This window comes from Candidatus Chloroploca sp. Khr17 (assembly GCF_004138165.1).
GTDB lineage: Bacteria > Chloroflexota > Chloroflexia > Chloroflexales > Chloroflexaceae > Chloroploca.
Map to the genome: position 1 here is coordinate 24,495 of NZ_RYFF01000007.1, position 21,879 is coordinate 46,373.

At 55.9% G+C, this 21,879-nt stretch carries 22 protein-coding genes; 21 read left to right on the forward strand and 1 reads right to left on the reverse strand.

Annotation, left to right across the window (positions count from 1 at the left end; all coding sequences use genetic code 11):
* Nucleotides 1-41: 41 nt before the first annotated feature.
* The 7 genes from EKD05_RS06135 to EKD05_RS06165 all read left to right on the forward strand — a co-directional run bounded on the left by EKD05_RS06135 (nucleotide 42) and on the right by EKD05_RS06165 (nucleotide 10,019).
* Nucleotides 42-1,295 (forward strand): glycosyltransferase family 4 protein, encoded by a 1,254-nt coding sequence (locus EKD05_RS06135; RefSeq protein ID WP_129671561.1) that lies wholly within the window; start codon nucleotides 42-44, stop codon nucleotides 1,293-1,295.
* A 57-nt stretch (nucleotides 1,296-1,352) separates the two neighbouring features.
* Nucleotides 1,353-2,075, forward strand: coding sequence for a polysaccharide deacetylase family protein (locus EKD05_RS06140; RefSeq protein WP_129671562.1), 723 nt, complete (start codon nucleotides 1,353-1,355; stop codon nucleotides 2,073-2,075).
* A gap of 145 nt (nucleotides 2,076-2,220) precedes the next feature.
* Nucleotides 2,221-3,219 carry a GNAT family N-acetyltransferase gene (locus EKD05_RS06145; RefSeq protein WP_129671563.1) on the forward strand — a complete coding sequence of 333 codons (999 nt, stop codon included), beginning with the start codon at nucleotides 2,221-2,223 and terminating at the stop codon, nucleotides 3,217-3,219.
* Between the two features lie 24 nt (nucleotides 3,220-3,243).
* Nucleotides 3,244-4,236, forward strand: coding sequence for a GNAT family N-acetyltransferase (locus EKD05_RS06150; protein ID WP_129671564.1), 993 nt, complete (start codon nucleotides 3,244-3,246; stop codon nucleotides 4,234-4,236).
* Between the two features lie 30 nt (nucleotides 4,237-4,266).
* Nucleotides 4,267-4,857 carry a DapH/DapD/GlmU-related protein gene (locus EKD05_RS06155; protein ID WP_129671565.1) on the forward strand — a complete coding sequence of 197 codons (591 nt, stop codon included), beginning with the start codon at nucleotides 4,267-4,269 and terminating at the stop codon, nucleotides 4,855-4,857.
* Between the two features lie 231 nt (nucleotides 4,858-5,088).
* On the forward strand, nucleotides 5,089-8,742 hold the full coding sequence (gene nifJ / locus EKD05_RS06160) for a pyruvate:ferredoxin (flavodoxin) oxidoreductase (RefSeq protein ID WP_129671566.1): 3,654 nt from the start codon (nucleotides 5,089-5,091) through the stop codon (nucleotides 8,740-8,742).
* Nucleotides 8,743-8,942: 200 nt separating this feature from the next.
* Nucleotides 8,943-10,019, forward strand: a complete 1,077-nt coding sequence (locus tag EKD05_RS06165) for a dihydroorotate dehydrogenase-like protein (RefSeq protein WP_129671567.1) — start codon at nucleotides 8,943-8,945, stop codon at nucleotides 10,017-10,019.
* Nucleotides 10,020-10,090: 71 nt separating this feature from the next.
* On the opposite strand, the gene EKD05_RS06170 is transcribed toward EKD05_RS06165, so the two are convergent.
* Nucleotides 10,091-10,462, reverse strand: a complete 372-nt coding sequence (locus EKD05_RS06170; protein WP_129671568.1) for a cytochrome c family protein — start codon at nucleotides 10,460-10,462, stop codon at nucleotides 10,091-10,093.
* A gap of 108 nt (nucleotides 10,463-10,570) precedes the next feature.
* On the opposite strand from EKD05_RS06170, the gene EKD05_RS06175 reads away from it, so the two are divergent.
* The 14 genes from EKD05_RS06175 (at nucleotide 10,571) to EKD05_RS06240 (ending at nucleotide 21,879) form a co-directional block, all read left to right on the forward strand.
* Nucleotides 10,571-10,963, forward strand: a complete 393-nt coding sequence (locus EKD05_RS06175; RefSeq protein WP_129671569.1) for a globin — start codon at nucleotides 10,571-10,573, stop codon at nucleotides 10,961-10,963.
* A 593-nt stretch (nucleotides 10,964-11,556) separates the two neighbouring features.
* Entirely contained in the window at nucleotides 11,557-12,090 is a 534-nt protein-coding gene (locus EKD05_RS06180; protein ID WP_129671570.1) for an HdeD family acid-resistance protein, read from the forward strand.
* A 184-nt stretch (nucleotides 12,091-12,274) separates the two neighbouring features.
* Nucleotides 12,275-12,487: a hypothetical protein gene (locus EKD05_RS06185; RefSeq protein WP_129671571.1), complete on the forward strand. Its 213-nt coding sequence runs from the start codon at nucleotides 12,275-12,277 to the stop codon at nucleotides 12,485-12,487.
* A gap of 17 nt (nucleotides 12,488-12,504) precedes the next feature.
* A complete protein-coding gene (locus tag EKD05_RS06190) occupies nucleotides 12,505-14,244 on the forward strand; it encodes a heme o synthase (RefSeq protein WP_129671572.1) in 1,740 nt (579 codons plus the stop codon).
* 384 nt (nucleotides 14,245-14,628) lie between these two features.
* A complete protein-coding gene (locus EKD05_RS06195) occupies nucleotides 14,629-15,369 on the forward strand; it encodes a glycerophosphodiester phosphodiesterase family protein (protein ID WP_165360611.1) in 741 nt (246 codons plus the stop codon).
* A 103-nt stretch (nucleotides 15,370-15,472) separates the two neighbouring features.
* Complete coding sequence (locus tag EKD05_RS06200; protein WP_129671574.1) at nucleotides 15,473-15,934, forward strand: isoprenylcysteine carboxylmethyltransferase family protein; 462 nt, start codon at nucleotides 15,473-15,475, stop codon at nucleotides 15,932-15,934.
* 432 nt (nucleotides 15,935-16,366) lie between these two features.
* Nucleotides 16,367-16,948 (forward strand): Uma2 family endonuclease, encoded by a 582-nt coding sequence (locus EKD05_RS06205; RefSeq protein ID WP_129671575.1) that lies wholly within the window; start codon nucleotides 16,367-16,369, stop codon nucleotides 16,946-16,948.
* 256 nt (nucleotides 16,949-17,204) lie between these two features.
* A complete protein-coding gene (locus EKD05_RS06210; protein ID WP_240695661.1) occupies nucleotides 17,205-17,771 on the forward strand; it encodes a hypothetical protein in 567 nt (188 codons plus the stop codon).
* An 83-nt stretch (nucleotides 17,772-17,854) separates the two neighbouring features.
* Nucleotides 17,855-18,298, forward strand: a complete 444-nt coding sequence (locus EKD05_RS06215) for a nitroreductase family deazaflavin-dependent oxidoreductase (RefSeq protein ID WP_165360612.1) — start codon at nucleotides 17,855-17,857, stop codon at nucleotides 18,296-18,298.
* A gap of 23 nt (nucleotides 18,299-18,321) precedes the next feature.
* Entirely contained in the window at nucleotides 18,322-18,711 is a 390-nt protein-coding gene (locus EKD05_RS06220; protein WP_129671578.1) for a PPOX class F420-dependent oxidoreductase, read from the forward strand.
* 236 nt (nucleotides 18,712-18,947) lie between these two features.
* On the forward strand, nucleotides 18,948-19,373 hold the full coding sequence (erpA, locus tag EKD05_RS06225) for an iron-sulfur cluster insertion protein ErpA (protein ID WP_129671579.1): 426 nt from the start codon (nucleotides 18,948-18,950) through the stop codon (nucleotides 19,371-19,373).
* A gap of 82 nt (nucleotides 19,374-19,455) precedes the next feature.
* Nucleotides 19,456-19,791 carry a DUF309 domain-containing protein gene (locus EKD05_RS06230; protein WP_129671580.1) on the forward strand — a complete coding sequence of 112 codons (336 nt, stop codon included), beginning with the start codon at nucleotides 19,456-19,458 and terminating at the stop codon, nucleotides 19,789-19,791.
* Between the two features lie 240 nt (nucleotides 19,792-20,031).
* Complete coding sequence (locus EKD05_RS06235; protein ID WP_129671581.1) at nucleotides 20,032-21,021, forward strand: HD-GYP domain-containing protein; 990 nt, start codon at nucleotides 20,032-20,034, stop codon at nucleotides 21,019-21,021.
* Between the two features lie 30 nt (nucleotides 21,022-21,051).
* The gene (locus tag EKD05_RS06240) at nucleotides 21,052-21,879 is read left to right on the forward strand and encodes a class I SAM-dependent methyltransferase (RefSeq protein WP_129671582.1); all 828 of its coding nucleotides are present in this window, start codon (nucleotides 21,052-21,054) and stop codon (nucleotides 21,877-21,879) included.

Here is a 21,879-nt window from a genome sequence, read left to right on the forward strand (position 1 = left end):
CAGATTCCTGGCGAATGAACTGAAGACCGGAAAAGGCATCTATGCAACCCAAAGACAAACCTTCAACGGTAGCAGAGACAAGCGACGAGGATCAGGCAACAAGCGCATCGCCTGAACACACGCCCTACACCAAGCATCCCGAAGAGCAACCTTCACCCCGCAAGCGCGTCCTGCTCTTTACCAATAGCGTGGCGATGGGTGGCATGGAAGAACACGTCGTCTTGCTGGCGCATCAGCTTGATCGTACCCGCTTTGAGGTCTTTGCGATCTGCCCTGACTGGTCCAAGACGAAAGATCTCACCACCAGGTTGCATCTGGCCGCGGATCATGCTAGTGAGATCTCCCCTGATCGACGCTATGGCTGCTGGACTCAGGCGTATGAAGGGTGGCGGATGTTCAAGCAACTGCGCACGTGGTCAATCGATGTGATGCATATGCACTCGACCGGCTACAAGGGCCAGTTGCTGGCGCTGATCATGGCACGCCTCGCTGGGGTGCAACAGATCTATATCACCGAACACCTCGCCCCCGACGAGCCACTGCCCCTGCCGATGCGCCTCTTGCGCGATCTCTTCAGCCTCCAGGTTGATGGCATTGTCTGTGTGTCGGAAAAAAATTATCGTGCGCGGGGGATGCACCTCTATACGCCCCACGAGCGGACGATTGTGGTGGTCAATGGGGTTGATGTTGACAAATTTACGCCAGTGCCCGAAGACGTTTTGGAGGATCTGCGCAGGCAGTACGATCTGCCCGCTCAGGCCCAGATCATCGGGACAGTGGTGCGTTTTGAGCCCGAAAAAGGCTTGCAAGACCTGCTGGCGGCATTCTCGACCATCCGCGAGGCATGTCCCGATGCCTATCTGTTGATGGTTGGTGACGGCTCGCTGCGTGAAGCGTTGGAACAGCAGGCCCGCGAGCTTGGCGTGGCTGACTATGTGCGTTTCACCGGTTTTCAACCGAATCCACGGCCCTTCCTCGGGTTGATGGATGTGTTTGTCTTGCCGGTGCCAGTTGGTTCAATGTCGATCGGTCTCCTCGAAGCGATGGCGATGCGGCGTGCCGTGGTGATCACGTTTGGGGGCAAGGGTGAAGCCGTTGTCCATGGCGAAAGTGGCTTTTGCGCTGAGCCACATAATCCTGCCTCGATTGCCCATTTTGTGATCCAAATTCTTCAAAACCCTGCGCTCCAACAGCAACTGAGTGACGCGGCACGCCAACGGGTTGAAACATCCTTTTCGTCCCAGCGCGTCGCAGAAGTCCTCGGTGCCTTGTATGAGCAAACCATGGTGCGCTGACGAACCACAGCACCTCACAAGCGCCTTGCCCAATATCTGGGCCGAGAAGAAAGCCTTATGTCACGTTTAAATCCAAAACAGGCCGTGGTGAAACTATTTGATACTGCGGGTACCAAACTGCTCAGCCCGCCGGCAACGGGGTTTGGCTACTTTGTAAACCACGGCCCACGCGATCAACGCAAAGTGGCCCTCACCTTTGATGACGGCCCGAGTCGCCCGTGTACCGAGCAGTTGATCGAAGCGATGGATGCGTTGGAAGTCAAGGGGACGTTCTTTTGTCTCGGGATGAATGTGCGCTACAACCCTGATTTGCTGCTCGAGATGTACCAGGCAGGCCATGTCATTGGCAATCATTCGGGGTGGCATAGCCGCAAAACCGGCCTGATGCCTGGCTCGAATATTAGCCATATTACCGCTGGCGAAGAGGCGATCCGCGAAGTGATCGGCGTACGCCCTCGTTTCTATCGCCCGCCCTGGGGCTGGCTCACCCCCTGGGAAGGCAAACGGCTCACGAAAGCAGGGTATACTATTATCGGGTGGGATGTCTACACGCTTGACTGGGTAATCCCTGAAGTTGACGGAATGACGCTCGCGCATGATGCATATCACGCGACCCAGCCAGGCTCGATCTTCTGCTTTCACGATGCCAAGCCCTGGGAAAAGATCTGGGAAAAACGCGAGACAACCCGGGCAGTGCGCACCCTCGTGCCCATGCTGCGCGATCAGGGCTATGAGTTTGTGACCGTCGCCGAGTTATTGAAGATGCCAGCCTATCGTTAAGACCTATTGCGGTTGAGGATACCGCCTTGTCACCCTGAGCGGCACGAAGGGTCTGCCCTATCAAAGGGAAGATGGGGCCCTTCGCTCAGCATGACAATCAAGCGACATCAGCAACGGTAATTAGGCAAACAAGAGGGAGAGTGTATTGTCGTTACAAATCGTTCACCCGGTACCCGAAGATTTTTGGTGGAATGTGGCCCGTCAATGTGCGTATGCAACGTTTTATCATACCCCGCTCTGGCAAAATATTGCCCTACACAGCTTCCTCGTAACATACCAAGATGCGACCTTCGGAGCCATCCTCGCAAATGGGACTCGAGTCGTCTTCCCGATCATTGCGACCAGAACAATTGGACCTTTCCGCTGGCTTCATTCGACCTTCGAGAATTGCTACGGTGGGTTCATCGCCGATGGTCCCGTAAACGACGATGAAGCGGCGGTGCTTTATCAGCATGCATGTCGAATCTCAACCTATACGTTGTATGCGATTGACAATCCATTTGATGCCCCCTTGCCTAAGCCAATTCAGAGCAGGTTACAGGAAGTCTATACCGAACCAACCTATCTCGTACACCTCGATGCTGATTTTGATGCGATTATGGCCCGTTTCAGTCGGGCTCGGCGTACGGCCTATCGGCGTGGGTTGAAGAAGGGCGTGGAAGTACGCCAGATGCGTTCACTCGATGAGATGGTCATCTATTATGAAAGCTACCGTGATGCCATCGAACGTTGGGGTGAAGCAACAGGGTATGGATATCCGTGGCATTTGTTTGAGCACATTTACTATTTGAGTCGAGCATATCCTGAGCAGATCAAGATCTGGGTGATGATCGTGAATAAGCAGATTGCTGGTGGGCGCATGATCTTTTATTGGAACAAGGTGGCCTCACTCTGGCATGGGGCCTCACATCGCGACTTTCTCGAATATGATGTCATGCCCGTCGGCGACACCGAGATCATTCGTGATGCACTGGATCACGGCTATCGCTACTTTGATTTCAATACCAGTGGAAACAAAGAAGGTGTGATGACCTACAAAGAACGCTTTGGTACCGAGACCCGACCGGTCACGATGTGGCGCTTTGCCAACCCGTTCTTGCAGCCAGTGCAACAAATCTACTGGAAAGCGACGGGTAAACGCTAGCTGCGATACAGGAGGTTATGGCTTTTGAAATTGCTCAAGACGATCGAATCTGAATTCTGGTGGTATGTCGCTCGTCACTGTGACTATGCGACGTTTTTTCATACGCCGCTCTGGCAAGAACTTGCGCTACGCATGCACCCCGAGTTTGCTGACGCCTCAGTTGGCTTTATCTCGCCTCGTGGCGTACATGCAGTGCTACCCCTGCTCGCCACCAAACGTATGGGCCCACTCCAGAGTCTGCTTTCGACCTTTGAATACTGTTATGGAGGCATTATTGCTGATGGCGAACTGAGCGATGAAGACGTAACAACGATGTATCAACTGGCATGTGATTGGAATGTTACTGGAATGCGTTTGCTCGAGAATCCAATTGCACCACGCCTTGATCTATCAGCACAGTTTCAAGGTACAGGGTATCATTCATACATTGTCAAGCTGGATGCAGACTTTGACACGGTGTTTGGGCGCTTTGCCAAAAGCCAGCGTAACGCCTACCGTAAAGGGATCAAAGAGGGTGTAACGATCGATCTCGTCGAGACACTCGATGATTACCGTGCCTACTATGGAGTCTATCAGGATACGATCCAGCGCTGGGGCGAAGACCCATCCACCTATGGTTATGGGTGGGATCTGTTTGCTACAATCTTTGAGTACGCACAACAATACCCCGAAACGATCAAACTCTGGGTTGCCCGGATCGATGGAGAGATAGTTGGTGGCACAATTGGCTTCTACTGGCAGCGCCATGTCGTTGCATGGCACGGTTGCATAGCGACCGCATATCTAAAGCATAAAACAAATGTCGTGCTCGATACCGAAATCATTCGCGATGCGCTGGCTCGCGGCTATGCCTACTATGACTTCAATCCGACTGGAGACCTCAACCCCGGCATTGATGATTATAAAAAGCGCCTTGGCTCCACCATCTATCCGGTGACGAGTTGGCAATATGAAAACGCTCTAGTGCAACAAGCCAGACAGAGAGTCGCAACAATACGGCAGATGGTGTCTCGCTAAGCATATGCTGACTGGGATTACAGGAAATCTATGGACACCGCTGAAGAGGAACCGTTCTTACCCGGATCAGTCCAGCCTCAAGCATACAAGCTCAAAGAGATCTGGTCGAACGCGAGGGCGCTGCTGTGCGCCTCTTGGTATTTGCGCCACGCGACGTTTGTCGGGCGACGGGTACGCCTCTGGGGCAAGCCTGCGATCACTAATAATGGTACACTCATTGTACAGAACCGCGTTCGCCTCGTTTCAAACATTGTGCCTCTGGAATTGTTTATTGGGCACCATGGGCACCTGGAGATTGGCGAGGGTAGCTTTATCAATTATGGCTGCTCGATTGCGGCAAGTCAGTTGGTGCATATCGGCTTAAACTGCAGCATTGGTTCACATGTGATTATCATGGATAATGATTTTCACCGCCTGGAACCTGAACGACGTGAAGAGATGCCCCCTTCAGCACCGATCATTCTCGAAGAAAATGTCTGGATTGGTGTGCGTGCCGTGATCCTGCGCGGCGTCAGGATCGGGGCAGGCAGTGTGATCGGGGCGGGCAGTGTCGTGACCCGCGACATCCCCCCGCGCACGCTGGCCGCCGGGATGCCGGCCCGCGTCCTTCGGCAACTCTAATGGTCATCAATTTGACGCAAAGGCGCAAAGTCCGTTGCGTCAAACAAACCGCCTTCCTGGCATAGAACCATCTCCACAGACTCCCCCCGCTGCTTTGCCCTCATAATAGTTGCGCAAGAAAAGAGATCGCTACCAAAGGTTGTTCTGCTTTTACCTAGTGACGGCAGGCGCAATATATACTGAGTCTATCAGCATGTGACATGAGAAGTTCAGAGAGGAGCCGTTCGAGTTATGGATGAACGCCAGGCACGTGATAGTGCGACCGGCCTTATAGAGCCGATCCCACAGGTGACGATTGATGGCAACGAGGCTGTCGCAAATGTTGCCTATACGCTCAGTGAGGTGATCGCAATCTATCCGATCACGCCATCCACCCCGATGGGTGAGTCAGCTGATGCGTTTGCAGCTGTGAAGCGACCGAATCTCTGGGGTACAGTCCCGACTGTCTATGAGATGCAGTCCGAGGGCGGGGCCGCCGGGGCTCTCCACGGGGCGATGCAGACCGGCGCGCTGACCACGACGTTTACGGCCTCGCAGGGGCTGCTGTTGATGATCCCCAATATGTATAAGATCGCCGGCGAGTTGACCGCCACGGTCTTTCATGTGGCAGCCCGTTCGCTGGCCGCCCAGGGTCTTTCGATCTATGGCGACCACGCCGATGTGATGGCAACCCGGGCCACCGGCTGGGCGCTGCTCTCGTCGGGTTCGGTTCAAGAGGCCCAGGATCTCGCGCTCGTGGCCCACGCAGCCACCCTCAAGGCGCGGGTACCCTTTATGCACTTCTTCGATGGGTTCCGTACGTCGCACGAGGTGAATAAGATTACCCCCGTTGATGAGATGATCATTCGCGCCATGATTGACGATGATCTGGTGCGTGCGCACCGTATGCGCGGGCTTTCGCCTGAGCATCCGGTGTTGCGTGGTACCGCTCAGAATCCTGATGTCTATTTCCAGGCACGTGAGAGTGTCAATCCGTTTTATGATGTTTGCCCTAGCATTGTCCAGGACGCGATGGATCAGTTCTATGCATTGACTGGCCGTCGCTACAATCTCTTTGATTATGCCGGTGCCCCCGACGCCGAGCGCGTCATTATTATTATGGGTTCCGGCGGTGAGACCGCTGAAGAGACGGCACGCTACCTGGCGGCCCAGGGCGAGAAGGTCGGCGTGCTGCGCGTACGCCTCTATCGGCCGTTTACCGCCGATGCGTTTGTGCATGCGTTGCCTGCTTCGACCCGCGCCATTGCGGTGCTCGATCGTACCAAAGAGCCAGGGAGCACCGGCGAGCCACTCTTCCTTGATGTCGTCTCGGCCGTCTATGCTTTTGGGGGCAGCCATTTCCTTGATGCACGGACGAGTGGGGCCACCGAACAGCGTGAGTTGCCAAAGATTATTGGCGGGCGCTACGGGCTTTCCTCAAAGGAATTCACCCCCGGGATGGTCAAGGCCGTCTTTGATGAACTGAGCCAGGCGCAGCCTCGTCCGCGGATCACGGTCGGGATCAACGACGATGTCGGTGGCACCAGTCTGACCTATGATCCATCGTTCAATGTTGAGCCATCCGGGACGGTACGCTGTCTCTTCTTTGGCCTCGGGGCCGATGGTACGGTTGGGGCCAATAAGAATAGCATCAAGATCATCGGCGAAGAGACCCCGAATGATGCGCAGGGCTATTTTGTCTATGACTCGAAGAAGTCGGGGTCGATCACCACGTCACACTTGCGTTTTGGCCCCGAGCCGGTTCGTGCTCCCTACCTGATTGGTGATGGACAGGCCCAGTTTGTCGCGTGTCACCAGTTCAATTTCCTCGAGCGCATTGATATGCTGCGTTATGCCAGCCCTGACGGCGTATTGCTCCTCAACAGCCCGTATGCGCCTGATGAGATCTGGGGGCATCTGCCCGCCGAGGTGCGTAAGGCGATCCGGCAGAAGAACCTGCACCTCTGGGTGATTGATGCCATTGCCGTTGCGACTGCGACTGGTATGCGTGGGCGGATCAATACCGTCATGCAGACCTGCTTCTTTGCGATCAGTGGGGTGCTGCCCCGCGATGAGGCCATCGCCGAAATCAAACGGAGCATCAAAAAGACCTATGGCAAACGCGGGGATGCCGTCATCAAGCAGAACTATATGGCGGTTGACCGCACGCTCGAAAATCTCTACGAGGTGACGATCCCCGCAACTGATGACCCTGCCAATGGGCTGCATCTCAAATCCCCGGTGCCCGATAACGCCCCCGCGTTTGTTCGCGAGGTGCTTGGCCCGATGATTGCCCAGCGCGGCGATGAACTGCCGGTCAGTGCGATGCCGGTTGATGGCACCTATCCCACCGGGACGACCAAATGGGAGAAGCGCAATATTGCGTTGGAAATCCCCGTCTGGGAGCCAGATCTCTGCATCCAGTGCGCCAAGTGTGCCTTTGTCTGCCCCCACGCAGTGATCCGGCCCAAAGTCTATGAGCCTGCCGCCCTCGAGGGAGCACCCGAGACCTTCAAGAGTACGACGGCGCGCTTTAAGGAATTGCCAGGACAACTCTTTACCCTCCAGGTCGCGCCCGAAGACTGCACCGGCTGTGGCCTCTGCGTCGAAGCATGTCCAGTCAAGGATAAACGCCAGACGGGGCGCAAAGCGATCAACATGACCCCACAGCCAGCACTGCGCGACAGTGAAGCAGCCAACTGGGACTTCTTCCTGAACCTGCCTGAAGTTGATCGGACGCTGATTCAACTCAATAGCATCAAGAATTCACAGCTGCTCGAGCCGCTCTTTGAGTTCTCGGGGGCTTGTGGTGGTTGTGGCGAGACGCCCTATATCAAACTGGTGAGCCAGCTCTATGGTGATCGCTCGGTCATTGCCAATGCCACCGGGTGTTCCTCAATCTATGGCGGCAACCTGCCCACGACACCCTGGACGGCAAACAAACAGGGACGAGGACCGGCTTGGTCTAACTCACTCTTTGAGGATAACGCCGAATTCGGGCTCGGGATGCGGCTAACGATTGACAAGCAGGTTGAGTATGCCCGTGAGTTGCTCCCACGATTGGCCGTCTATATCCACCCCGATCTGATTGAAGAACTGCTCGAAGCTGACCAGAGCACCGATGCTGGGATTAATGCACAGCGTGCGCGTGTTGCCGTGCTCAATCAGCAGATCGATGCAGCCCTGGCAGGCAATGTCGGTAGCGATACGTCGCTGCTCAAGGATCTGCGGTCACTCTCGGATCTCCTGGCCCGCCGCAGTGTCTGGATCATCGGTGGTGACGGATGGGCCTACGACATTGGCTATGGCGGGGTTGACCATGTGCTCGCCTCGGGACGCAACATCAACATCCTCGTGCTCGATACCGAGGTCTATTCCAACACGGGTGGACAGGCCAGCAAGTCAACGCCCCTCGGCGCGGTCGCCAAGTTCGCGGCCAGCGGCAAAGCCACCCCCAAAAAGGATCTTGGTCTGATTGCCATGGCCTATGGCAATGTCTACGTCGCCCGGATCGCGATGGGTTATGACGATGTTCAGACCCTTCGGGCCATTCAGGAAGCCGAAGCGTATGACGGGCCATCGCTGATCATTGCCTACAGCCACTGCATTGCCCACGGCATTGATATGCGCCGTGGTCTCGAACAGCAAAAACTGGCGGTGCAATCAGGCATGTGGACGCTCTACCGCTACAATCCGTTGCTGGCGATGGAGGGCAAGAATCCGTTGATTATCGACTCGAAGCCCCCGTCGATCAGCCCCGAAAAATACATCGCCGGCGAGGGACGCTTCCAGATCCTTGTGCGTAGCGATCACGAACGCGCCGATCTTCTGATTGCCGAGGCTCAACGCACCAATGCCGAGCATTATCATCGCCTCAAGCAAATGATGTCGAAGGAAGAAGACTAGGATCATGGCCTTGGTTTGTGGCGTTGCCGCGAGCCAAGGCTATGATGCGTAGACCGCACATGACCCATAACCGGGGCCAAACGGTCTCGTCGAATGCGACATATGTGTAACCAGATAAGGTATGATAAGACATGCGAGATATTTTCGGATATCCTCGTATGTCTTATCCGGTGTCTAATACCCTGAACCAGGAGCATCCCATGGTCGACATGACCACTAGCTATCTCGGCCTCCCATTGCGTACGCCACTGGTGGCTTCGGCCTCCCCTATTTCTCAACGGGTTGAGAAGGTGAAGCGTCTGGAAGAGGCGGGCCTCGCAGCAATTGTGATGTACTCGCTCTTTGAAGAGCAGATCATCCATCAAAGCCTCGAAATCGACTACCTGTTGAGTCACGGTGCCGATAGCTTTGCCGAGGCGCTCTCTTACCTGCCTGATACCGGGCGCTACAGTATCGGCCCAGAACGGTATATCGAGCAACTGCACAAATTGAAGAAGTCGGTTGATATTCCCGTCATTGGCAGTCTCAACGGTGTTTCGCCAGGCGGCTGGGTTCACTATGCCCAGTTGATGCAAGAGGCTGGCGCCGATGCGGTTGAACTCAATATTTACTATATTCCTACGGATCCCGCGATTACCAGTGCCGATCTAGAGCAGACGTATGTTGACCTGGTACGAGCCGTGCGGGCCGAAATTACGATCCCGCTCGCCGTCAAGTTGAGTCCGCAATTCACCGCCCTACCCAATCTCGCGATGCGGCTGGCTGACGCGGGAGCGAATGGCCTTGTCCTGTTTAATCGGTTCTATCAGGCCGACTTTGATCTCGAGAATCTCAATGTCGTCCCATCGCTCACCCTCAGCACGCCCGACGAAGTGCGGCTGCCGCTGCGTGAAGTCGCCATCCTCTACGGGCGCGTGCCGGTTGATTTTGCGATCACGAGTGGCATCCACTCGGCTTCTGAAGTGCTCAAAGCAATGATGGCCGGGGCACGGGTCGCCATGATGGCATCAGCGCTGCTGGTGGGCAATGCGACAGCGCATGTACGCGATATGCTGCACGACCTGCAGACCTGGATGGAAGAGCACGAATACGACTCGATCTCCATGATGCAGGGCAGTATGAGCCAGAAAGCCGTCGCCGAACCAGCCGCCTTCGAACGGGCTAACTATATGAAGGTGCTCGGCGCGTACCGCTTTAGCAGTGGCTCATCGGCCCACGCAGCCCTGACTGGCGATATGCTCTATCCCTTCCTCGGTGTCGGCATCGAAAACGACTAAAGCGAAAAACAACGTGGACATGCCAAGAGGCGCGGCATTGCCGCGCTTCTTGGCATGTCCAATGCCCCTGCCTATTCGAGCGTCAGCATATAGGCCACAAGCGCCTCAAGCTGATCAGGCCGTAGCGCTCGTTCATAATCAGACGGCATAAGCCCCGGGCTATAGCCCGGCGTGACGACGGCATTGGGATTGACCGTTTCACGGTAGAGCCATTCGGCTGCCGTCAGACCCTCGTCATTCTTGGCCGCACGCGTAGCGATCCCCGCAAGACTCGGCCCTAGCGCCGTCGGACCATCAGGCTCAAGGCTATGACACCCAATGCACCAGATCCGAAAAAGGCGCTCGCCCTCTAGAACTGGATCGACCGACGGACGTTGTGCACCCCCACACGCAACCAGGCTCACAAGAAAAACGAGCCAGACCATCCCGCGCCCTAGTGACATACAAGACCATTTCCAGGAGGGGCACGGCGACGCCGTGCCCCCGCTTCCGCCGTACGGGCACGGCGCCGCCGTGCCCCAACACCAGAGATTTCTATTATAATGGATGATATGAATGAAAAAAAGGCAACCACCATCTACGAGCAGATTGGCGGGGCCGATGTTTTACGCCAACTCGTCGAGGCCTTCTACACCCGCGTCGAACGTGATCCGCGGTTGCGTCCGATGTTTCCCGACGACCTCGAACCCGGCAAAGAGCATCAGTTCCTCTTTCTGATGCAGTATTTTGGCGGGCCTGGTGAATATGGGCAGCGACGCGGCCATCCGCGGTTGCGCATGCGGCATGCCCCCTATCCTATTGGCCCGGTTGAACGTGATGCCTGGCTCGAGCATATGCTCGCCTCAATTGCTCAGGTGGGCATTGACGAACCGGCCCGTTCAGTCATGCGCACCTACTTTGAACAGGCCGCCAACGCCATGATGAATCGCTACGCGCCTGAATGAATGCACCTTGTCGTGTTGGTAACCGAAAAACTATCCCTAAACATAGGTGCAACGAAACAACCCTGCTCTACAATAGAGACGCCCCATCAACATGAGAATGTCTTTGGGTCGCTGGAGAGAAGGCAAGCATCGCTAGAGCACTCCTATTTGGGTTGTATCCAACAGTCATGACTGATACATATTGAGTCTTACATCGGGTCTATGGGAGTGCCGGCTTATGAATATTCAATATTACATCGGGTCTATGGGAGTGCCGACTTCAGTCGGCTTCCGGCTCAGTAGTCTGTGAAATAAGTTTTCTGGTAGCGCCGCTGACCACGAATGCTGAGAACGAAGAAACGAATATGGGTTGCTCCATGCGCTATTCGTTCATTCGTGGCCCCAATTTGTGGACGGCTGAGGACGCCAGAAAACTTACTTCCCAGACCATTCAGCCGACTGAAGTCGGCACTCCCTGATGTCATGCTTAAAAACCATAAGCCGACTAAAGCCGATCCTCCTGAGACGCACATCGTCTAGGATTGCCATAGGCGTGTTTCCAGCGAAGCAGCAAGGTACGAGGGCGTGTATATGCGATAGGATAGGAGCGAGCTATGTTCAAAGTGCCGTCGGTTGCGAAAGAAGAAAAGGTTCCATTCTGGCTCGTGTTGGTACTCGGTATCAGTTATATCATCCTGGGGCTGCTGCTCCTTTTTCAACCCCTGATGACAACGCTTTTCATTGTGCTCTACATTGGGGCCTCGTGGTTGATTTCAGGCATCGCAGATCTGATCAGCCTGTTCCGTAGTCGCGAGCGGTGGTTTTTAACGCTGCTCAGTGGGATCATTGGCATTTGGGCAGGCCTGGCCGTCTTGAGCCAACCGCTGCTCGGTGGCGTCGTTGTGGCGACCTTTTATATCATTATGCTGGGCGTCACAGGCATTTTTATGGGCGGCGTCCGCGTGGTACAGGCCTTCCAGGGCGGGGGCATCGGCGTCGGTATCTGGGGGGTGCTCACGATTGTGTTGAGCTTCTTGATCCTATCGTCACCGCTGGCCGGTGTCGTGGTGCTGCCCTTCGTGTTCGGCATCACAGCCCTTGTCGGGGGGATTATGACGATTGTGGGGGCTTTCATCGGGAGAAAGTAGCGCGGCACACAAGCGAAACGCCCATTCCAGCCAAAATGCCAGCAATGCTGGCATTTTTGCTGGAATGTGGTATAATCGCAACAAAGTAGTAATTTGTGAATAACTCCACAAACTTGCACCCCTTCCCCTGGTAGGGCTGTGTCGCCGCAGCGCATTGCGCACAACAAGAAAGCGAGCAAGCCTGATGCAAGCTCTTCTCTTCTGGTTCATCGTGGCTGTTTGTATCGTTGGACAGGCCTTGCTGATCCACGCCGCCTGGCGGCTACGTCGGCAAACCACCGAACTGCCCGCCGGTGTCCCACAGAGTCACGGGGCCAGTGATTTGGCCTGGACAGTAGCGACGGCAGTGTTGACCGGGGTGCTGTTGTACGGCTCATTTCTTGCGCTCAGCGCGTAATTCTCTACGGTGACGATATGCCAGATACGTTGTTACGTCGAAGTGCGGTGATCGGTTCCTTGTTGACGCTGGTCGCCATCGTGTCGGGTGGCCTGGTCAGTGCCACCGAAAGTGCCGGCGTCTGTACCGGCTGGCCGCTCTGTGCCGAGTTGTTCACTAGCCCGGCTACGCCGGCCCTCTGGCTCGCGTTTGGGCACCGCCTCCTTGTTGCCATAGCAATGGTTGTGGCGCTGTTCATTGCCGTGATGGTCTGGCGGCGTCCCGACCTCGATCGGTGGGTGCGGCTTCCCTTGCTGATCGCACCGCTCTTCGGGCTGGTCGAGGTGGCTGCCGGTGGCATCATGGTCACCCTGGGTCTCTATGAAGCAATTAATCAGGTTCACCTGGGGCTCGCGCTGCTGATGCTTGGCGCACAAGCCGTCGGGACGGTAGCGCTGCTGCAGCCTCTGCCGACAACGCGCGCAGGTGGGCGGGCCACCCGTGAAGCACGGCGCTTGAGTGGACTTGCCTGGTGGACGGCAGGCGCAACGGGGGTGCTTGCCCTCGCGCTGAGTGCGCGCATTCTTGATGACCCAGCCACCAGTGCGGCTTCTATCCTGCCCATCAATGCAGGAGGAGCCGTAGCAATGGCCGGGATGCTTGCCAGCGGGACGTTCTGGCAGACGTGGCGTTCGCGGCGCGGTGATCATCTGCTTATTGGCGTCGCTACGGCGGTACTGCTCTTGATCCTTGTTGAAGTGCCGCTCATCTTGTTGCCACCAGCCGCGGCTGGCATGGGCGTCGGCCTCGCCGCGCTTGTCTGGGGGGCGACCCTCGCCCTCGCCGTGCTCGCGCTGCGCCGCCCGTTGCCCGCAACCATGCCCGTAGTTGCCGCACGGCCAGCCACCGATGAAGCACCGCCGCTCTGGAAAGATTATCTCAGCCTCACCAAACCCAAAGTCATCTCGTTGCTGCTGGTGACGACGGCCGGGGCGATGTACCTTACCGAGGCAGGCTCACCATCGCTCTGGTTAGTCTTCTGGACGATGATCGGCGGCTATCTGGCGGCAGGCGGGGCCGGGGCCATCAACTGCGCGTTCGATAGCGATATTGATATCAATATGGGGCGTACCAGCCGGCGGCCTGTCCCTTCGGGACGAATCTCGCGGCGCAATGCGATGATCTTCGGGTTCGTCTTGAGTGCGCTCTCGGTTGTAGTGATGCTGGCCTTTACCACCCCGCTCGCAGCGCTGGTCTCGACCCTCGGCATTTTTTACTATGCCTGGTTCTATACCCAGTGGCTCAAGCGGAGCACCTGGCAAAATATTGTGATCGGTGGCGGGGCCGGTGCGCTCCCGCCGCTGGTTGGCTGGACCGCCGTCACAGGTGAGTTGAGCGTGGCGGCCCTGCTGCTCTTTGCGATTGTCTTTTACTGGACGCCGCCCCATTTCTGGGCGCTGGCGCTGGTCAAGCAGAAAGACTATGCGCGGGCAGGGGTGCCGATGCTGCCCGTCGTCGCTGGTGAAGGTGAGACCCGCTGGCAAATCCTGGTCTATTCCGTCATCCTGGTGGCGCTCAGCCTCTTGCTCACGGCAATCGGCGCGATGGGGTGGATCTACTTTGGCGGGGCCGCGCTGCTCGGCGCACTCTTTCTGCAATCAGCGTGGCACGTCTGGAAGCGCGGCGATCAGGCGAGCATCTGGGGCCTCTACAAGTACAGCCTGCTCTATCTCGCCCTTTTGTTTGCCGTCATGGTCATTGACCGGGTGATGGCCTGATAGTTGCAGCGATGTTTGGCTTACATAACCTTGCTCGACCAGACTTGTGAGGTCTGGTCGAGCAAGGTTATGTAGTTGATTGCTCCTGCGGTGCTTCTTACATACAATAGTGGCAACGTGATACGAGAGGCTGAACCAGCTGTCCCTCATTGGCGTATGGCGGTGAATGATCTTTTTCCTGACCCAAACAATCCCTTTATCCTGCCGGCCTAAAGCCAATCCTTTGCAAATAAAGCGGTTTTTCTGACGCAAAGGCGCAAAGTTTTTGGCGTAGGTGCGCTAACCCTTGGGGGCTTGACGTGAGCTTATTTGCGTGGCGCCCACGCCTGATGCCATCCGTTCGTGTGCCTCGGCTGTTCAACGACAATGGCGAGGACAAGACCAATGAAAACCCGTATTGTCGCACATCGTGGGCATGCCCGTGTCGCACCAGAAAACACTATCCCTGCCTTTGAGGCCGCAATCAGCTGTGGAGCAGACGCTATCGAGTGCGATGTCCACCTGACCGCCGATGGTGCGCTTGTCATCCATCATGACTACTATCTTGGACGGACGACCACTGGCACTGGGGCCATCAGCGATCATTCGCTCGATGCACTGCAAGCTTTGGACGCTGGGCACTGGTTTCACTCGCGTTTCGCTGGACTCCGCATCCCCACGCTTGACCAGGTGTTGGAACTGACCCGTGGCCAGGTTCAGCTTGAACTGGAGTTACGGACGCCCGATCGTCGCCTTGTGCCATGCGTCCATGCACACCTTGACCGGTTTGGGATGCGCAACGACGTGGAAATAACGTCGGAACACATCCCTCTGCTGACCGCACTCCGCACATGTGACGCTCAGATACGCACGGGGTTCTTCTTTCGTCCCCCACCGCCGTGGATGGAAGCAAGCCTGTGGCTCCAGCATGTCCTTGGCTGGATGACATTGGGTGCTGCCCACGTCGCCCATCTGCCACGCGAATGCCTGACCGATGCGGTCGTCACAACCCTTCGTGCCAAGGGGTACATGGTTCATGGTGCCAATCTTAACACCGAGCACGACATTGTTCACGCGCTGCAGCTTAAGGTGGATCAGTTTTCAACTGATGAACTGAACGTAGCGATAACGCTTCGTGAGCGTTGACAGAATAGCAGAGCTATATGATCATTAGGGTCGGGCAACGAATAGAGGAACACGTTTGAGATGGCTGCGTTCACAAAGTTCGCAAACCACAGAAATTGACACTATGCGGTCTCTAGAGTTAAAAATACCCCCTGTCGTCGTACTTGCCATTTTTGCTGTAGCGGCTATTATCTTAGCAAAGTTAACGCCGATCGCTCGCGTTGATTTCGCAGGACGTTACCTAGCATCGTTTCTTATAGCACTTCTTGGCGTGAGCGTCGCCCTTGCTGGCGTCTTTGAATTTCGATGCGCAAAAACTAGTGTTAATCCTCTAAAGCCGAACTCCGCATCCACAGTGGTTAGTACAGGAATCTTCCGCTATAGTCGGAACCCCATGTATGTAGGAATGGCACTAGCACTACTGAGCATCATTACGCTTACTGGATCAATTGTGGCATTAGCAATGGTTCCCGCATTTTGCGTCTACATGACAAACTACCAGATAAAACCTGAAGAGCGCATGCTGCAGCAGACCTTCGGGGAAACGTATTTGAAATACATGCTTTCAGTAAGGCGCTGGCTCTGATGCCTAACAATTCGCTCAACCTGACACATTGTGGCAGGTTAGCTCAAATCGCTCGCCGCGTTAGGAAGTGCCCGTCCATATGCACTTCGATGTCAGCGCAGATCGACAAACGCCCATCGCCTATCCGATCCCCGGCCCAGCATCGCGCTCTAGACCGCCGCTACGTGATCGCAACCCTGCGGTTGCATTCAAGGCCGTCGCGTGCCGCCCCCATCTCGACCTGTCAACGGCACAGCGGCGCGGCTAAGCTCAAGCATTACATGCGCGGACGAGCAGACCTGTGAGGTCTGACCGCCGCGTCCGGAACTGTATGCCTGCGCGCCGAAGGCACCCAGCTTCGCCATTGCCGCTTGACAATCATCACGGTATCTTGTTTGCTCCTACGGTGCTTCTTACGTACAATAGTGGCAACGTGATACGAAAGGAGGAGGTATGCGTACTCGTACCACCGCAACAATTGAAGATTTGTATCACCTGCCCGAGAACGCGAAGGCTGAATTGGTTGATGGAGAAATTCAGATCATGTCACCGACAGGCGAAGCACCAGGCTATGCCGCTGACGAAATTTTCGTGGCTCTCCGTGCCTACAGCAAACAAGTTGGTCACGGACGAGCGGTTGGTGACAATCGAGGCTTCCGGGTGTATCTGCCGCATCGAAGCTCGTTTAGCCCTGATGCAGCGTATTATGTTGGTCCCGAAGCTGGCATGCGCTTTTTTGAAGGGGCTCCCGTGTTTGCGGTGGAGGTGCGAAGCGAAGGTGACTATGGGTCACAAGCAGAAGCACAGTTGGCGCAAAAGCGAACAGATTACTTTGCCGCAGGTACCGTTGTTGTATGGGATGTTGATCTGCTCAATGAAGAGGTCGTGCGCGTCTACCGTGCGACAGACCCAACCAAGCCAACGATCTACCGTCGTGGTGAGATTGCCGAGGCAGAACCAGCTGTCCCTCATTGGCGTATGGCGGTGAACGATCTTTTTCCTGACCCAAACAATCCCTTTATCCTGCCGACCTAAAGCCAATCCTTTACACATAAGACAAGGATTTAGGAGCTAGAAAATAGGAAATAGCCGAGCGCATCAGGACGCGATGGATGCCTCTAAACTGTAAAGTAACCTGAAACCTTGCCTAAGGAAGTTTTTTGACGCAAAGGCGCAAAGGCGCAAAGTTTTTGGCGTAGATATGACAACACAAACACGTATCCATATTGGCAAGGTTGTCCAACATGCTCGTCTGTTTCATGCCCAACAATGGCAAGGAAGCCCAAGGCCTATGGAAGACCTCCTCCAATCTGTCGACAACTTGTTCAGCCTGCTCGATGAGAGAAAGATGAACTATGTTCTTGTTGGTGGTATTGCCTTGCTTCAATATATTCAAGGGAGAAACACTGAGGATATCGACCTTATTCTCAATGTGACAGCCCTGCAAAAATTACCAGAAATCAAGCTCACCAACCAGAGCGAGTATTTTGCTCGCGGCACATATCAAAACCTTCAAATCGATTTCCTGTTAACCAAGAACCCACTCTTTGCCCACGTTCAAACGTATCACACAACCCCGCAGCCGTTTTTTGAGCGAACAATTACCTCAGCGACCGTAAAAGGTCTGCTTCTTCTGAAATTATATGCCCTTCCCTCGCTCTATCGACAAGGTGATTTTGCCCGAGTTGGCTTGTATGAAAACGACGTGGCGACGCTCATGTTCTATTACAGCCCAGATATGCAAGAAATACATGCTGAATTAGCATCATTTATCAGCAACCAGGATTTGACTGCCATTCAAGATATTGTGCTTGACCTTACCCAGCGTATTGCTCGGTTTCAGCGCAATCAAGAGTAAGCATACATTGCGCTACAAGCAAGGCGTCACGCACGATATGAACGACCGCGCCGATGTTCAACCCTATACCTGGAGGTTTCCGTATGGTGTCTTTCAGCAAGCGTTTGCTGCAGTTGGCGATGTTCATCCACACGCTGATCTACCGACTGTCGCACGGTCGGCTGCTCAATGTCGGCGACCACATTATTCTGCTTACCACGATTGGTCGCAAGAGTGGGCAGATGCGCACGGTGCCGCTCTATAGTGTGCAAGACGGCGGCGCCTATGTTGTCATCGGCTCGTACGGTGGTGCCGATGCCCACCCGGCATGGTATCATAACCTCCAGGCGCGAGCGCACGCCCTCGTGACTGATCGTGGGCAGACTCTGCCCGTGAGCGCTACGGTCGTCGAAGGCGCCGAGTACGAGCGGCTCTGGGCAGTGCTAACAACCGAGAATCCAAACTATGAGCGCTACCGCAGTCGCACGGCGCGCACGATCCCTATCGTTCGCCTGCACCATCGTGGCGCATCACAACCAATGCCGTGAAGCTTATCAAGGAGTGTGCCTGTATGTCTGAGACACCCGCGTCCCACTTTATGCCCTTGCATGGGGCAGAGTTTATCGTTCTGACGACCTACCGCCGCACTGGTGCCGCCGTGCCAACCACCGTCTGGTTTGCCGAGGCTGGAGGTAACCTCTACCTGACCACCGGTGCGCAGGCGGGCAAGGCAAAACGGCTGAGCGCCAACCCAGCGGTGCTGGTTGCGCCGAGTGACCAGATTGGCAATGTCCAAGGGCCGGCCTTGCCAGGGCACGCCCGTGTACTCGAGCCACACGAGGAGGCATCCGCCATCGCTGCGCTCCAGCAGAAGTATGGCGAGGCATTTACCCGTCTGACCGCCCAGATGGACGCCGCCCAGCCAACCCGAGGCCGAATCTACATCGTCGTCACGCCGTAAGGCAAGGATTTAGGAGATAGAAAACAGGAAATAGCTCAAGCGTATCTGGATACGGTGTGTGCCTCGGCACTGAAAAATAGCCTGAAACCCTGGCTAACGAGCAAAGATGCGACGACTTTCACAAGAAACCCCTAGCAATAGCGGCTGATCTCTGGTATACTTCCCTTCGAACCTCCCTGCTCAAACATGTGAGCAATGGTAGTGGCATAAAATATCAGGTTGAAGAGGAGTTGCACATGGCAACGATGGAACACACCCTAACCGCGGTGGCCGAGGCCACTCCGATGCTCGTGGTGAGCGAGACCGCATCAAGCCGTCTGCTGGCAATGATGGACGAGAAGCAACTCGAGGGGTACTCTCTGCGCGTTTTTGTGTCGGGGGGTGGGTGCTCGGGGATGCAGTACGGGATGACGTTTGACGACGAAGTACGTGAAGGCGATAGTCAGTTTGATGCCAGTGGCCTGCGGGTACTGGTTGATCCGATCAGCGCCAACTATCTGCTGGGCGCTTCCATTGACTATGTTGATAGTCTGATGGGTGGTGGCTTCAAGATTGAGAACCCGAATGCCGTTTCAAGCTGTGGCTGTGGACATTCGTTCCGGACGGCCAATGACGGCGGCGAGGCGAGCAGCGGGGGTGGTTGCGGCAGCTGCAGCGGCTAAGTGAGCAGTTGACCAGTGAGGGTACGCAGATACCAGGGGAAGGCTTCCGCCTTCCCCTGGCTGATTCGTAGGATCCGTACCGATGAGTGAGGACATCGAGCACCTTGAAGGCGCTTACCGTGAGGGCCTCAGGCTCTTCAATGCCGGCCATTACTGGCATGCCCACGAACAGTGGGAGTATTGCTGGCTGCGGGTTGAGGGCGAAGCGGCGATGTTTTACAAGGCCATCATCCAGACTGCGGCAGCCCTCGTCAAATGGCAACAGGGCAACCGGCGCGGCCTCGCCCTGAACTGGGCCAAGAGCCGTCGGCGTCTGCTGAGCCTGCCAAATCACTATCAGGGTCTTGATCTCGTCAAGCTCCGTGAGACGATGGAGGCCCTCTGTGATGGAACGTCGAACACCCCACCGGTGCTGTAGCAAGAAGCGATGCTAGCGAAAACGGCCAACTTCGTTGGCCGTTTTCGCTAGCATCGCTTTTCAGGGCGGCAGCTTATGCGCGAAGCATGTTACAGCATGGTACCATGAGCGTGTTATCATAGAGTACAATACAGCAAATCATGGAAGATGCTTTGCCATGATGGTAACCCACTGATCCCTCCTAGCATCTTCGGGAAATTAGGGGGCGGCTTCTATGCCACCTTCGAGAAAGGGACGGACGTGTCAGCCAAGATTCTGGTTGTTGATGATGATCCAGCCATCGTCAACCTGCTGGTACGTACACTCAAGCGCGATCACTATACACCAATTACCGCATCAAATGGGCTAGAAGCACTCGAAATGGTGGAACGCGAGGCTCCCGACCTGATTTTGCTTGATGTGACGATGCCAATGCTGGATGGCTTCGCGGTGTGTCAACGCTTGAAAGATAATGAGGCAACCGCCCTCATTCCCGTCACGATGCTGACTGGCCTGGATGATCGCGAACATCGCCAGCGCGGTCTCGAAGTTGGGGCTGATGACTTTCTCACCAAGCCGTTTGACCATAGCCTGTTGCGCGCACGCATCAGTTCACAACTGCGGGTCAAACGGCTGACTGACCAACTTGAACGCACCGAGCATGTCATTTTTATGTTGGCACTCGCCGTCGAGGCCAAAGACTCGTACACCGAAAGCCATCTGCGCCGTCTGTCGAGCTATAGCGAACAACTCGCCGTTGCCGCCCATATTCCCGCCGAGCAACTCAAGGCGATCCGTTTTGGCGGTCTGTTGCACGATATCGGCAAAATCTCGGTTGATGACGCAATCCTGCGCAAACCAGGCAAGTTGACAAACGAAGAGTATGAGCAGATCAAGAAGCATCCCGAATATGGGGCACGCATTATTCAACCGATGCGCTTTGCCGCTGACGTAGGGCCGATTATTCGCCATCACCACGAGCGCTGGGACGGGAGTGGCTATCCGAGTGGGATGGCCGGTGAGGCAATCCCGATTGGGGCACGCATTGTGGCTATTGTGGATGCCTATGATGCGATGATGACCGACCGCCCCTACCGGAAGGCCCTTGGCCTCCCCGAGACGCTGCGCCGCCTTCGTGAGGGCCAGGGACGTGAATGGGATCCGCAGTTGCTCGATCTCTTCTTGGCCCTGGTCGAAGAAGGCCAGTTGATGGAACCGAAGGAAGTTGGTGTGTTGCTGATGGATACTTAAGGTGAACCGCGAGAGGAAACTGGTTGCTGTATGTATGTTGAGGCGTTGCAATATCTGACTTGTCCGCAGCATCCCGAGATGCTGCTTGAGTTGATCGAAGGGGCCGAATACGATGATCAGGGTGAACTGATCACAGGTGAGTTGCGCTGTCCGACGTGCGGGATGCGCGCGACTATCCGCGAGGGCCTGGTCGATCTCCTTGGTACCCCGCTGATGCCCGAGAGCATTGCCCAACTGGCGAATGTGCTGCCGGTCGCAGCCTGGGGCTATGAACGTACTTGGCGGCCCCAGTCGTTGTCGTTGCTCGCCGGTGAGCCGTTCGATTATAGCCGTGAGCTGCCCCTGCTGGTCGGGTTGACGATGCCTGAGCGCGGTGGCCTGATTGTTGATGTCGCTTGCTCGAATGGTCTCTATGCGCGCACGCTTGAACAGGCGCGCCATGGGACGCCCGGACATGTGATTGGCCTTGACCATTCGCTGGCGATGTTGCAACAGGCGCGTACGTATGCCCTCGCCGAGGGGCTGCGCATTACCTATGTGCGCGCCAAAGCCCAGGCGTTGCCCTTTGCCCCTGGTGCAGCTGCGACGATGGCGATGGGTGGCTCGCTCAATGAGATCGGCGATATTCCGACCGCCCTGCGTGAACTGCGCCGTGTGCTCGATCCCACGGGACGCTGTGTGTTGATGAATCTCGTCCAGGCTGAGGAGTTGCCCACCCGCGCCCTCCAGGGCTTGCTCGGGGCCGGTGGGGTGGCTTTCCCCGCACTGGCCGAAGTGAATCGCCTCTTTGCCCTGGCCGGGTTGCGCCTGCGTGCCCAGTGGCAATATGGGGTTGTGCTCTTTAGTCTGGTGACTTGA

What these genes read in the sequence shown, in the direction of transcription:
- EKD05_RS06135 (WP_129671561.1), top strand. Translation starts at nt 42, where the DNA reads ATGCAACCCAAAGACAAACCTTCAACGGTAGCAGAGACAAGCGACGAG.
- EKD05_RS06140 (WP_129671562.1), top strand. Translation starts at nt 1,353, where the DNA reads ATGTCACGTTTAAATCCAAAACAGGCCGTGGTGAAACTATTTGATACT.
- EKD05_RS06155 (WP_129671565.1), top strand. Translation starts at nt 4,267, where the DNA reads ATGGACACCGCTGAAGAGGAACCGTTCTTACCCGGATCAGTCCAGCCT.
- nifJ (WP_129671566.1), top strand. Translation starts at nt 5,089, where the DNA reads ATGGATGAACGCCAGGCACGTGATAGTGCGACCGGCCTTATAGAGCCG.
- EKD05_RS06165 (WP_129671567.1), top strand. Translation starts at nt 8,943, where the DNA reads ATGGTCGACATGACCACTAGCTATCTCGGCCTCCCATTGCGTACGCCA.
- EKD05_RS06170 (WP_129671568.1), bottom strand. Translation starts at nt 10,462, where the DNA reads ATGTCACTAGGGCGCGGGATGGTCTGGCTCGTTTTTCTTGTGAGCCTG.
- EKD05_RS06175 (WP_129671569.1), top strand. Translation starts at nt 10,571, where the DNA reads ATGAATGAAAAAAAGGCAACCACCATCTACGAGCAGATTGGCGGGGCC.
- EKD05_RS06180 (WP_129671570.1), top strand. Translation starts at nt 11,557, where the DNA reads ATGTTCAAAGTGCCGTCGGTTGCGAAAGAAGAAAAGGTTCCATTCTGG.
- EKD05_RS06185 (WP_129671571.1), top strand. Translation starts at nt 12,275, where the DNA reads ATGCAAGCTCTTCTCTTCTGGTTCATCGTGGCTGTTTGTATCGTTGGA.
- EKD05_RS06190 (WP_129671572.1), top strand. Translation starts at nt 12,505, where the DNA reads ATGCCAGATACGTTGTTACGTCGAAGTGCGGTGATCGGTTCCTTGTTG.
- EKD05_RS06195 (WP_165360611.1), top strand. Translation starts at nt 14,629, where the DNA reads ATGAAAACCCGTATTGTCGCACATCGTGGGCATGCCCGTGTCGCACCA.
- EKD05_RS06200 (WP_129671574.1), top strand. Translation starts at nt 15,473, where the DNA reads ATGCGGTCTCTAGAGTTAAAAATACCCCCTGTCGTCGTACTTGCCATT.
- EKD05_RS06205 (WP_129671575.1), top strand. Translation starts at nt 16,367, where the DNA reads ATGCGTACTCGTACCACCGCAACAATTGAAGATTTGTATCACCTGCCC.
- EKD05_RS06210 (WP_240695661.1), top strand. Translation starts at nt 17,205, where the DNA reads ATGGAAGACCTCCTCCAATCTGTCGACAACTTGTTCAGCCTGCTCGAT.
- EKD05_RS06215 (WP_165360612.1), top strand. Translation starts at nt 17,855, where the DNA reads ATGGTGTCTTTCAGCAAGCGTTTGCTGCAGTTGGCGATGTTCATCCAC.
- EKD05_RS06220 (WP_129671578.1), top strand. Translation starts at nt 18,322, where the DNA reads ATGTCTGAGACACCCGCGTCCCACTTTATGCCCTTGCATGGGGCAGAG.
- erpA (WP_129671579.1), top strand. Translation starts at nt 18,948, where the DNA reads ATGGCAACGATGGAACACACCCTAACCGCGGTGGCCGAGGCCACTCCG.
- EKD05_RS06230 (WP_129671580.1), top strand. Translation starts at nt 19,456, where the DNA reads ATGAGTGAGGACATCGAGCACCTTGAAGGCGCTTACCGTGAGGGCCTC.
- EKD05_RS06240 (WP_129671582.1), top strand. Translation starts at nt 21,052, where the DNA reads ATGTATGTTGAGGCGTTGCAATATCTGACTTGTCCGCAGCATCCCGAG.